The sequence below is a fragment of the Streptomyces sp. NPDC049627 genome (assembly GCF_044465645.1).
In the GTDB taxonomy this organism is placed as follows: Bacteria; Actinomycetota; Actinomycetes; order Streptomycetales; family Streptomycetaceae; genus Streptomyces.
In genome coordinates this window covers 1-12675 of sequence record NZ_JBITLW010000011.1, presented here as the reverse complement: position 1 = coordinate 12675, position 12675 = coordinate 1, and the positions used below count along the sequence as shown (strand labels likewise).

The 12675-nt window shown below is 73.1% G+C and carries 8 protein-coding genes; all 8 read left to right on the top strand.

The genetic code is table 11. The annotated features are described in order from the left end of the window. The first annotated feature begins 9 nt into the window (after positions 1 to 9). Entirely contained in the window at positions 10 to 345 is a 336-nt protein-coding gene (locus tag ACIBU0_RS28340; protein ID WP_398823861.1) for a hypothetical protein, read from the top strand. Further along, complete coding sequence (locus ACIBU0_RS28335) at positions 342 to 731, top strand: GPW/gp25 family protein (RefSeq protein WP_398823858.1); 390 nt, start codon at positions 342 to 344, stop codon at positions 729 to 731. The genes ACIBU0_RS28340 and ACIBU0_RS28335 overlap by 4 nt, the downstream gene beginning before the upstream one ends. Beyond that, the gene (locus tag ACIBU0_RS28330; protein ID WP_398823855.1) at positions 728 to 3823 is read left to right on the top strand and encodes a putative baseplate assembly protein; all 3096 of its coding nucleotides are present in this window, start codon (positions 728 to 730) and stop codon (positions 3821 to 3823) included. The genes ACIBU0_RS28335 and ACIBU0_RS28330 overlap by 4 nt, the downstream gene beginning before the upstream one ends. Then, complete coding sequence (locus tag ACIBU0_RS28325; RefSeq protein ID WP_398823852.1) at positions 3820 to 7590, top strand: putative baseplate assembly protein; 3771 nt, start codon at positions 3820 to 3822, stop codon at positions 7588 to 7590. The genes ACIBU0_RS28330 and ACIBU0_RS28325 overlap by 4 nt, the downstream gene beginning before the upstream one ends. After that, positions 7590 to 9776 (top strand): hypothetical protein, encoded by a 2187-nt coding sequence (locus ACIBU0_RS28320; protein WP_398823849.1) that lies wholly within the window; start codon positions 7590 to 7592, stop codon positions 9774 to 9776. The genes ACIBU0_RS28325 and ACIBU0_RS28320 overlap by 1 nt, the downstream gene beginning before the upstream one ends. Positions 9777 to 9854: 78 nt before the next feature. Continuing rightward, entirely contained in the window at positions 9855 to 11411 is a 1557-nt protein-coding gene (locus ACIBU0_RS28315; RefSeq protein WP_398823846.1) for a DUF6519 domain-containing protein, read from the top strand. Next, on the top strand, positions 11411 to 12298 hold the full coding sequence (locus ACIBU0_RS28310) for a peptidoglycan-binding protein (RefSeq protein ID WP_398823843.1): 888 nt from the start codon (positions 11411 to 11413) through the stop codon (positions 12296 to 12298). Before ACIBU0_RS28315 ends, ACIBU0_RS28310 begins: the two co-directional genes overlap by 1 nt. 141 nt (positions 12299 to 12439) lie before the next feature. Then, positions 12440 to 12675 (top strand): Phenylacetic acid catabolic protein (locus tag ACIBU0_RS28305; protein WP_398823840.1); only part of this gene is annotated, 236 nt, incomplete at its 3' end.

The window sequence follows — 12675 nt, the reverse complement described above, 5'->3', positions numbered from 1 at the left end:
TCCAGGAACATGCCCGGGAGTCTGCTCGATGCCGACGCCGTGATCGGCTGCCCGCACGGCGGTCGCGTCACCGCCGCCGGCACACCCTCCGGTGGCGTACGAGCCGGTGGCGCCGCCGTCGCCACCGCCGCGCACAGCTACGTCGTCACCGGCTGCCCGCACACCGTCGACGGTGTGCCCGCGCCGTGCGTCACGGTCCGCTGGACCGCCGACGGCACCGGCATCACCGTCGACGGCGCACCCGTGCTGCTGGACACCTCCGCGGCCGAGTGCTTCACCGCGGCCTTCGTGCCGCAGGGGCCGCCCGTCGTCCAGGCCGCGCAGCGAAAGGTCACCGTCCGATGAGCCGCCACACCAGCAGGCGCCCGCGCAGCGACATCGCGTTCCCCTTCCGCGCCGACCGCCGGGGCCGCACCGCGCACGCCGGCCACGGCGAGCACGTCCACGACCTCATCGAGCAGCTGCTGTTCACCAGCCCGGGCGAGCGCGTCATGCGCCCCGACTTCGGCTGCGGGCTCCTCGACCTGGTCTTCGCCCCGACCAGCCCCGAGCTCATCAGCACCCTCGAACTGTCCGTCCAGGCCTCGCTGCAGCGCTGGCTCGGCGATCTCATCGACGTGGAGGCCCTCGACGTGGTCAGCGAGGACAACGTCGTTCGCGTGTACCTGTCGTACGTCGTTCGCGCCGACGGCGCCCGGCGCGACGACGTCTTCGAAGGGAGGGCCGCATGACCACCGCGACGCGGCGGGCCAAAGTGAGGGCCGCCCAGCTCAACGGCATCGACGCCGTCGAGGTCGGTGACGACGGCCTGCTGCTCACCGTCACCTTCCTCGGCAAGGCCCCGCACGGCCTCGTCCCCGAGAACGTCCGCGTCGACGGCGGCCGCCGCATCACCGGCATCACCGCCGTCGACGTCAGCGTCGAGCGCGAGGAGGACCCCGAGCTCGACGACCGGCTCTACGTCACCCTCGACAAGGCCGGCGACACCTCCCGCTACCGGCTCTCCCTGGTCGAGACCGACCCGTACGGACGGCCCGGGACGGAGCCGTATCGCGGCTTCGACCAGCGCTACCACAGCGCGACCTTCACCTTCCAGCCCGACTGCCCGGCCCCCTTCGACTGCAAGGAGGACGAGCAGGAGCCCGAAGGCTTCCCGTCCGCGCCGGTCATCGACTACACGGCCCGCGACTACGACACCATCCGCAAGCTGCTCCTCGACCGGCTCGCGCTCACCACGCCCGACTGGGTCGAACGCAACCCCGCCGACCTGGGCACGACCCTCGTCGAGCTGCTCGCGTACACCGGTGACCAGATCAGCTACCAGCAGGACGCGGTCGCCACCGAGGCGTATCTCGACACCGCACGCCGCCGCGTCTCCGTACGTCGTCACGTCCGGCTCATCGACTACGCGATGCACGACGGCTGCACCGCCCGCGCGTACGTCGCCGTCGAGACGGCCGGCGACCACACTCTCGCCCCGGGCACCTACCGCTTCGCCTCCGTCGACGTCCGCACCCTCGACCCGCACGACCGCCCCGAACCCGGCACCGTCATCGACGAGGCCGACCTCGGCGACCTCGACGAGCGCGGTTCGGTGGAGGTGTTCGAACCCGTCGTCACCGCCGACCCGCTCCAGCTGAGGGTCGCGCACAATGCCATCCGTCTGTGGACGTGGGGAGGCGAGGTCTGCACCCTCCCGAAGGGCGCCACCTCCGCCACCCTGCGCGACGCGTGGGTCGACCCGGAGACCTGCCGCGAGCGGCAGCTCGACCTCAGGCCGGGCGACGTGCTCGTCCTGGAGGAGATCAAGGGCCCGCGCACCGGCACACCGGGCGACGCGGACCCGAGCCACCGGCAGGCCGTACGCCTGACCTCCGTCACCCCCGCCGTGGATCGCATCGAGGACCAGCCGGTCCTGGAGGTCACGTGGGCCACTGAGGACGCCCTGCGCTTCCCGCTCTGCCTCACCACCCGCGGCGGCCGCGACTGCCTGCCCGTCGAGGACGTGACCCTCGCCCGCGGCAACGTCGTCCTCGTCGACCACGGACGTACCCTGCACGGGCTGCCCGAGACGTTCACGGTCCCGCAGGTGCCCGCTGTGGTCGCCCCCTGCGATCCACCCGCCTTCGGCTGCCACGACCGCGACGAGGGCAACGCGCCCGCGCGGCTCATCAACTCGCTGACGGACAAGGCGGAATCCGGCGAGGCACTCACCCCGGACGACGTCCGTGAGCTGTTCCAGGTGGTTGGCGAGGCAGCGACGGTGAGGTCCGGCATCGGTCTGGAGCGTGCCGGTCAGCGCCACGAGCATGTCGTCCCCGGCACCGCGTACGCCCAGGCCGCCGCCCTGCGCACGCTGCTCGCCCAGTCCGTCTACCCAGGCATCCAGCCCCGCTTCCGTCCCGTCCTCGGCCGCGCGCCCGTGGCGCAGGCGGTGCCGTTCCCGGACGCCGGCACCGTCGCGGCCGGACAGGCCGAGCGGATCGCCGCGATTCCGGGGCGGGTCCGGCAGCGGCTCGTCGAGCTGTGGCGCAGCGCCCGCGACCGGGACGGCCTCGCGGATGCCGAGATCGCCGAACTCACCGTGATCTACGGTCTGAAGATCCTGGAGCGGATCGAGCTGCGCCGCCACCCCGTCCGTGCCCTGCGCGAACTCCTGCACCGCAGCGACGAGCTGCTCGACGCGAAGCTGCGCAGGATCGACGTCCTCACCGCGCGCGCCCGCGCGGGCACCGTGCTCGACGGCGACATCGCCTGGGAGATCGCCCACAGCTGGGGCCCGGCGTACGCGGCCGGACTGCACCCCGAGGAGCCCGTGCTGCGGGGCCCCGCGACCGCCGCGCTCGACCAGGACCCGCGCCGCGCCCTGCCCGCCGTACGCCTCCACGAGGCGGACGACGACACGGTGTGGGAGCCGCGCCGCGACCTGCTCGCCGGCGGCCCCCGCGACCGGTACTTCGTCGGCGAGCTGGAGGACGACGGCCGCCTCGCCCTGCGCTTCGGCGACGGGCGGCACGGCGCGAAGCCGACGCCCGGGTCCCGGCTCGCCCTGCACTACCGGCTCGGCGGCGGGACGGCCGGCAACGTCGGCGCGGAGGCCATCAACCACCTCGTCGTCCAGTCCGACTGCGAGACCCCGCCCGCCGCCGTGGTCCGCAACCCGCTGCCCGCCACCGGCGGCACCGAACCCGAACCGGTCGAGCAGGTACGCCAGTTGGCCCCGCTCGACCTGCGCCGTACCCGCCTGCGCGCGGTCACCGCCGACGACTACGCGGCCCTCGCCACCGCCCTGCCCGGCGTCCAGCGGGCGGCGGCGGAGCTGCGCTGGACCGGCAGCGTCCAGGAGGCGCATGTCGCGATCGACGCGTACGGCACCGGCGCCCCGTCGGCCGAGCTGCTGGCCTCGGTCGCCCAGGCCCTGGAGCCGTACCGGCGCATCGGCCACGACCTCGTGGTGGGCGCCGCACGTCTGGTCCCGCTGGACATCGCGCTCACCGTGTGCGCCCGGCCCGGCCACCAGCACGGGCAGATCCTGGCCGAGCTGTACCGCGTGCTCGGCAGCGGTGTGCGGGGCTTCTTCCACCCGGACGCGCTGACCTTCGGCGCACCGGTACGGCTCAGCCGTCTGGTCGCCGTCGCGGCGGCGGTGCCCGGCGTGGAGAGCGTCCAAGTCACCCGGCTGCAGCGGCTGTTCGAGCCGGACCGAGGAGAGAAGGAGGAAGGCGTGCTGCGGCTCGGCCCGCTGGAGATCGCCACCTGTGACAACGACCCAGACCGGCCGGAGAACGGCCGGCTGGCGATTTCCCTGGGAGGTGCCCGATGACGACCGACTCGACGATCGACGAGTGCACCTGCGGCGGCGCCTGCCGCGGCGGCCACGACGAGCGGCTCGCCCCGGCCCCCGTGCACAACCCGCCCGGCCGCACGGCCCTCGACTACCGCGTGGGCGAGTACGGCTCCTTCCGGGCCGCCCTCCTCGACCGGCTCGCCTCACCGGCGTACCCGGCGCTGGGAACCTTGACCGTGCGCACCCCGGACGACCCGGCGATCGGCCTGCTCGACGCGACCGCGGTCCTCGGTGACCTGCTCACCTTCCACTCCGAGCGCATCGCCGACGAGGCGTACATCCGCACGGCCAACGAGCACCGCTCCCTGGTCCTGCTCGGCCGCCTCGTCGGCCACCGCCCGCGCCCCGGCGTCGCCGCCGCCACCCACCTGGCGTACACGCTGGAACGCGACCCGCGCGCGGAGGCCCTGCCCGTCACCATTCCGCGCGGCGCCCGCAGCCACAGCGTGCCTGCTTCCGCCGACGAGCAGTCCCTCACGTTCGAGACCAGCCGTGATCTGACGGCCCGCTGGGACTGGAACGAGCTGAAGGTCCGGCGGCGGCGCCCCTCCCTTGTCACCCCCGAGGACCTGGAGCGGCGCTCGGAGATCTTCGTCGAGGGCACGGCGAACTCGCTCCGGACCGGCGACCAGTTGCTCTTCGTCTTCGGTGAACAGGCGGGCGGCGAACGCAAGTTGCTGTCCGTCGCCAAGGCGCGCGTGGACCGGGACGACGAGATCACCGCGATCTCGCTGCCGAAGTCGGCCCCGCCGACTCTCAAGGAACTCGTGGATGAGGTGCGGCGCTGGACGGCCCCGCCTGCTGTGCCGGGTGAGCCGGGTGATGAGCCGCCCACGCCCGAGGTGCCCAATCCGCGGCCGGTCAGTCGGTTGATCGAGGACTTCGAGGATCAGGTTCTGGCGCCGCTGCGGGATGACCTGGACGGCATCAAGACGCCCGAGCGGCTTGCGGCTCGGCTCGCTGAGCCCGTGGCGCGGCTCGGGGAGGCGCAGGTGCTGGCCGAGCCGTACGACGACGTTGCCGCTTGGTTCGAGCAGTTGGAGGCGGTGCTGGCGGAACTCGCCGAGAGAGCCCTGGAGCTGGCGCCTGCCCAGCCTGCCGAGAACGAGCAGGCGCAGTCTGCGAAGAGGGCTGTGGACCCTCGTACGGCCGCCCTCCGGGCCCTGGGCGCTGTCCTCCCCGCCCTGCGCGCCTCAACGCCCGCCCCGCACAGCGGCACCGGTCACCAGCGCCCCGGCAGCGACACCGCGCGCCTGCTCTCCGCTCTGAACCCCGGTCTCGGCACCCTCTACCCGGCCTGGCGCACCGCCGCCGCCCCCGGCACCCCCCAACTCCTGCGCGAACTGCTCGCCATGCGCGTCACCGCCGCCCCCTTCGGCGCCACGGCCCCCCTCAAGCCGGTCCAGGACGACCGCGGACGGGTCATCCGCACCGCCGACTGGCCGCTCACGGGGGCCGTGCTGGCGAGCATGCGGGTCGTGTACGACACGGCGGGCCGGACGCCGGTCCGGGCCGAGTTCCAGTACGTCGAGGGCAGCAGCTCCGACCAGCGCGCCGAGAACCTGCCGGTCGCCCAGCCGGTCAGGTTCCCGCTCGGCACGGGCCAGGTCGAGCTGTCCGTGCGCTCCGGCCAGGACCGTGACCTCAGCTGGCTCAACCGCCGCCCCACCGACTCCCAGGAACCGGGCGTCACGGCCCGCTTCCAGTCGGGTCTGCCGGAGCGCACCCTGTTCGTGTCCCGCCCGGACGACGAGGGCCTGGTCCACGTCGGCGTCCACAACGGCACGTCCGAGCAGATCGCGCTGCGGCCGAACACGAGCGAGCAGTTCACGCACGGCGAGTACGAGGTCAGCCTCAAGTACACGGTGGGCACCACCGAGCCCAACGTCGAGGTCGTGATCGCCAGCAAGCCCGAGCCGCTGAACCGACGCGTCCTCCAGCTGGACACGGTGCACACCGGCATCACGGTCGGCAGCTGGGTCGCGATCCAGCGCCCCGCCAAGGGCGCCCAGGGCGGCGTCCCCGGCGACCCGAAGCTGGCGTTCGTCACGACCCAGGTGGTGGCGGCACGGACGGCGGCGTACACCAACTACGGCATCACGGGCCGCGGCACCCAACTCACCCTGGCCGACCCGTGGCTGGACGAGTTCGACGTCCTGCTCTCGCACATCCGCGACACCACCGTCCACGCGGCCGGCGAACCGCTCCGCCTCGCCGACGAACCGCTGGGCGAGGACGTCCACGGCAACGAGATCGAACTGGCCACGCTGTACGACGGGTTGCGGCCCGGACGGACACTCATCGTCGGCGGAGAGCGCAGCGACATCCCGGGGACCGCGGGCGTGCGGGCCACCGAGGTCGTCACGATCGCCGCGGCGGACCCGGCCGTCGACCCGCAACTGCCCGGCGACCACGTCCACACCCGCCTGACCCTGACCGCCGACCTCGCCCACCGCTACCGCCGCGAGACGGTCAGGATCCTCGGCAACGTCGTCGAGGCCACCCACGGCGAGAGCCGCGAGGAGGCCATCGGCAGCGGTGACTCGGACCGTGTCAACCAGACGTTCGCGCTGTGGCAGTCCCCGCTCACCTGGCTCGCCGACGACAACCCCCTCGGCGCCACCCCGGTGCTGGAGATCCGGGTCGACGGTGTCCTCTGGCACGAGGTCGACAGCCTCGCCGGGCGCGGTCCGGGCGAGCGGGTCTACATCACCGGCTCCACCGCCGACGGCCGGACGACGGTGACGTTCGGCGACGGCATCAACGGCGCCCGGCTGCCGTCCGGCCACGAGAACATCCGCGCCCGCTACCGCTTCGGCACCGGCAAGGCCGCCAACGTCGCCGCCGACCGCGTCACCCAGCCGCTCACCCGCCCGCTCGGCGTCACGCAGGTCACCAACCCGCGCCCGGCCAGGGGCGGCGCCGACGCGGACGGGCCCGGCCTGACCCGCCGTACGGTCCCGCTCGCCGTCTCGGCCCTCGATCGCCTGGTCTCCGCGTCCGACTACGAGGACTTCGCGCGCTCCCGCGCCGGCATCGGCCGGGCCGCCGCACGCGAACTCTTCGACGGGCGGCGGCGCGTGCTGCACGTGACGGTCGCGGGCACGGACGACGTGCCGATCGACGGAGACTCCGACACCCTGCGCGCGTTGCGCGGTGCGCTGACCGAGTACGGGGACATGAACCTTCCCGTCCGGGTGGACGCACGCGAGCTGGTCCTGCTGCTCCTCGCCGCCAAGGTGAAGGTCGCTCCCGACCACGCCTGGGAGATCGTGGAGCCGCGGCTGCGCCAGGCCCTGCTCCGCCGACTCGGCTACGAGGGACGGGAGTTGGGTCGGCCCGCACGACTCTCCGACGTCCTGGCCACGGCCCACTCCGTGCCCGGCGTCGACTACGTGGACGTCGATGTCTTCACCGGCGTCCCCGCGTCCGCCACGCCCGAGGAGCTCACCGGGATCCTCACCGACCCCGGCCCGCCCAGGGCGTCGGTCCCGGCGCACGAGGCGGCGTACGACGAGAAGATCCACACGGTCCGTGCCGCGAACGGCGAGACGCTGTCGGAGATCTGCGCCAAGTACGGCGTCCCGCTCGCCGAACTCCTGCGCCTCAACCCCGACATCACCGACACCCGGCGCCTGGCGAAGGGCCGTTCGGTGTTCGTCTTCCGCGGCATCCGCCCGGCCCAGCTCGCGCTGCTGTCGCCGAAGGCCGCGGACACCCTGATTCTGACGGAGGTCAAGTGATGTCCCCGGACGTCCAGTTCGAGACGCAGACCCCTGCGACGGCGTCCAGGGAGCCCGACGGCCTCGCCGCGCTGCTGCCCCGCTGGCACCTGCTGCGCGACGCCGAGGAGGGCGAGCCCCTGCGCGCGCTGCTCGCGGTGATCGCCGAGCAGCTCGACCGGGTCCGTGACGGCGTCCGGCAGGGCTACGAGGACCTGTTCGTGGAGACGGCCGCGCCCTGGGTGCTGCCGTACCTCGGCGACCTGGTCGGCTACCGCACCCTGCCCGGCTACGAGCGCGTCCTCACCACCGGCCTGCACGAGGGCGGCCGCGCCGCCCTCGCCGAGGCCGTCGCGCCGCGCGCCGACGTGGCCGCCACGGTCGCCAACCGCCGCCGCAAGGGCACCCTCCACCTCCTGGAGGAACTCTCCGAGCGGGTCGCCGGCTGGCCCGCCCGCGCCGTCGAGCTGTCCCGGCAGGTCTCCCACACCCAGCCCGTGAAGCTGCACGGCGACACAGGCGTGCACCGCGGCACGCGCGGGCGCCTTGTCGACCTGCGCGACAACTCCGCCCTCGACCTCGCGGGCGGCCCCTTCGGCGCGACGGCCCGCACGGTCGACGTGCGCCGCGCCGACTCCCGCCACCGGCAGGGCGGTCTGACCCCGGCGGGGGTCGCGCTCTTCGTCTGGCGGCTGAAGGCGCACTCGCTCACGCGGTCCCCGGCGTACTGCATCGACCGCGCCCGCAACCTCTACACGTTCTCCATCCTGGGCAACGACACCCCGCTGGTGACGAAACCCTTCCCGGAGCCCTCGCCCACCCACATCGCGACCATCGACAACGTGCCGGCCTTCATCACCCGCCGACAGCTGCACGACCGGCTCGCCGACTACTACGGCCCCGGCAAGAGCCTCGTCATCCGGCGCGACGGCGAGGACCAGCCCGTACCGCCGTCGGACATCGTGGTCGCCGACCTGTCCGACTGGCGCTACCGGCCGGGGCGCGGTCAGGTGGCCGTCGACCCGGAGCTGGGCCGGATCGCGTTCGGGTCGCGGTCGGCACCCCGGCAAGGCGTGTGGGTGGACTACCACCACGCGTTCGCGGCCGACATGGGCGGCGGCGAGTACGACCGCCTCGACCGCGAGCCGCGTCCCGACGCCGAGGTGTACCGCGTCGGCCCGGGGCAGCCGTACCGCCAGATCATGGACGCCTACCGGGCCTGGCAGCACGACCGCCGGGCCGACCGGACCGGCCCCGCCGGCATCATCGAGATCACGCACAGCGGCGCCTACCAGGAGCAGCTGGACTTCGACCTCGACCCCGGCGACCGTCTCGAGGTCCGGGCCGCCGAGGGCACCCGCCCGGTGATACGCCTGCTCGACTGGTACAGCAACCGCCCCGACGCCCTCAACATCCGTGCGGTGTCGGAGGACTGCGCCCCGCACGAGCGTCCGCGCATCGTCCTCGACGGCCTGCTGGTCGCCGGACGCGGCATCAACGTCACCGGCCCCGTGGGCGCGGTCGTCGTACGGCACTCCACGCTCGTCCCCGGCTGGTCGCTGGAGCCCGAGTGCGAGCCGCACTCGCCGGAGGAGCCCAGCATCGTGCTGGAGCGCACCACCGCGTGCCTCCAGGTCGAGCACAGCATCCTCGGCACCATCGAGGTCATCGGCGACGAGGTGAGCGAGGAGCCCCTCGACATCCACCTGCGCGACAGCGTCCTCGACGCCACGGGCAGCGACCGTGAGGCCCTGTCCGCGCCGGACTGCCGCCACGCCCACGCGGTGCTGCATCTGCACCGCACGACCGTCATCGGCGAGATCCACACCCACGCCGTGGAGATCGCCGAGAACTCGGTCTTCACCGGCAGGCTGCACGTGGCCCGGCGCGGGATCGGGTGCATGCGGTACTCGTATGTGCCGGCCGGCTCGCGCACCCCGCGCCGCTACCGCTGCCAGCCGGACCTGGCCGGGCCCGGACAGGCCGGTCGGGTAAGGCCGTTGTTCACCTCCGAGCGGTACGGCACGCCCTGGTACGGGCTGCTCGCCGACCGGTGTGCCGAGGAGATCCGGCGCGGAGCGGACGACGGCGCGGAGATGGGCGCCTTCCACGACCTGTACCGGCCGCAGCGCGAGGACGGCCTCAGGGCACGGCTCGCGGAGTACACCCCGGCGGGCACGGACGCCGGGATCTTCTTCGTGACGTGAGGCGAGCCATGAGCCATCGGATGAGCGCCGCCGCCGTAAGCCCTACCCGCACTTTCCTGAACCAGGGGGACCCCCTTCATGCACGCTGACCTCTCCCGCCTCACGTTCCGCCCGCAGCGGCGCTACTCGGCGGTCATCGCCCAGCAGGGGCGTGTCCAGCTCGACGCGGACATCAACGAGCAGACCGCGATCCAGCTCCACCAGGCCCGCACCCTCACCGCCGACCTGATCGGCCGGTACGGCGGTCCCGCGCGGAACGCGGGCTTCAAGATCGACTACGTGGGCGGCAAGCACGAGATCGACACCCTCCACATCCACGGCGGCCGCTACTACGTCGACGGCATCCTGTGCGACGCGACCCGCCCGGCGCCCGGCGTGCCCGTCCCGGACGAAGACGCCGCGGACTCCGCGGAGCAGGACACCGTCGCCCCGCCCGCGTACTGGACCTACTGGGACCAGCCCGACGGCTTCCGCGACCCGGAGAAGCCCGGCGACCGCCTGCCCTCGCCCGCCCAGTCGCCGTTCGTGGTCTACCTGCAGGTCTGGGAGCGTGCCGTCTCCGCCGCCGAGGACCCGGCGCTGCGCGAGGTCGCGCTCGGCGCGGCCATGCCGGACACCGCCGCCCGCGTGAAGGTCGTCTGGCAGGTGCTGCCGCTCTCCCTCGCCGCGCTGGAGATCGAGGACAGCAACCCGTCCAAGGAGGTCGTCCGGGCCGCCTTCGACAAGTGGGCGCAGAAGCAGGCGGCGCCGACCGCCCGCCTCGCCGCCCGCAGCCGGCGGCCCGACCACGCCGACGAGGACCCCTGCCTGGTCAGGCCGGACGCCCGCTACCGGGGTCAGGAGAACCAGCTGTACCGGGTGGAGGTGCACGCGGGCGGCGAGGCGAAGGACGCCACCTTCAAGTGGTCCCGGGAGAACGGCTCGGTGGTGTTCCCCGTCGACGAACTCGACGGCACCTGGGTGCAGTTGGCGTCCCTCGGGCACGACGACAAGCTGGACCTGGACGTCGGCGACCACGTGGAGTTCGTCGACACCGCGTACGCCTCCCGCCTCGAACCCCTGCCCCTGCTGCGGGTCGAGGAGCTGGACCTGCCCGGCCGCCGGGTGCGCCTGTCCGCCGAGCCCGACCCGGCCGTCGGGCGGCTGCCCCACCTCAACCCGTACCTGCGGCGCTGGGACCACCACGAGGGCCCCAGGCGCAAGGGTCGTACGACCGCGCTGAAGGGCGGTGCGATCCCGGTCGCGGAGGGGGAGTGGGTGCCGCTGGAGGACGGCGTCGAGGTGTACTTCGCCAAGGGCGCCGCCTACCGCACCGGCGACCACTGGATCATCCCCGCCCGCACCGCCACCGGCAGCGTCGAGTGGCCCACGGACGCGGCGCGCCGTCCGCTGCTCCAGGGGCCCTCCGGCATCGTGCGCAGCTTCGCGCCGCTGGCCCTGGTCAAGGGCGAGGGCAGCACCGTCGACCTGCGCCTGGCCTTCAACGCGCTGGCCAACAGCATCCCGGCCGCGGACGAGGCGACGCTCGCGGCGGAGGAGCAGGCGCGCCGCGAGGAGCAGCTGGCGGAGGACCCCTCGGGCGGGAGGTCGCAGACCACGGCGGAAGCGGAGGCCGCGGCGGAGGGAGACGAGTAATGGCCAAGCCCCTGAGCGCATCCAAGATGGTGGAGATCCTCCGCGCGGAGGGCCTCACGGTCCACGAGGTCCGCAGCTGGCGCACCCACAACCGCAACAGCAAGGGCCCCTGGGGACCGGTGAACGGCGTGATGATCCACCACACCGTCACCAAGGGCACCGAGAACTCGGTGAACATCTGCTACAACGGCTACTCCGGCCTGCCGGGCCCGCTGTGCCACGGTGTCATCGACAAGAAGGGCGAGATCCACCTCGTCGGCAACGGCCGCGCCAACCACGCCGGCCTCGGCGACAGCGACGTCCTGCGCGCCGTGATCAACGAGTCGAGGCTGCCGCACGACAACGAGGCCGACACCGACGGCAACGCGCACTTCTACGGCTTCGAATGCATCAACCTCGGCGACGGCAAGGACCCCTGGCCCGAGGCGCAGAAGGAGGCCATCGAGAAGGTCTCGGCCGCGATCTGCCGCCACCACGGCTGGAGCGAGCGCTCGGTCATCGGCCACAAGGAGTGGCAGCCGGGCAAGCAGGACCCGCGGGGCTTCACCATGGACGGCATGCGCAAGCGCATCGCGCAGCGGCTGAAGGGCGGCGGTGGCGGCGAGCCCGGCCCCGACCCGAAGCCCGCGCCCAAGCCGGCGTACGAGCCCTTCCCGGGCAGCGGCTTCTTCCACGTCGGTCAGCGGTCGCCGATCATCACCGCCATGGGTCGCCGCCTGGTCGCCGAGGGCTGCGGCCGCTACGAGGAGGGCCCGAGCCCCGAGTGGACCGAGGCCGACCGCCGCTCCTACGCGGCCTGGCAGCACAAGCTCGGCTTCAAGGGCAAGGACGCGGACGGCATCCCCGGCAAGGTCACCTGGGACAAGCTGAAGGTGCCGAACGTGTGACAGGACCGCTTCGACAGACGGCCCAGGTACCCCTCGGGGGTGTCCTGGGCCGCTTTCGTTCGGCGAAAGGGTCTTGCTCGGCCGCCGGAAACACGTCAGACTGAGTACCGAACGAATGGTCGGTTGGGGAAGCTGGTATCGATGACGGAGCAGCTACAGGCGCACTTTGACGCGACGCTCTCGCGTGACCAGCGGATCGAGCCGCGGGACTGGATGCCCGAGGGCTACCGCAGGACGCTGATCAGGCAGATCGCGCAGCACGCCCACTCGGAGATCATCGGCATGCAGCCCGAGGGGGAGTGGATCACCCGTGCCCCGTCGCTGCGCCGCAAGGCGATCCTGTTCGCCAAGGTGCAGGACGAGGCCGGGCACGGGCT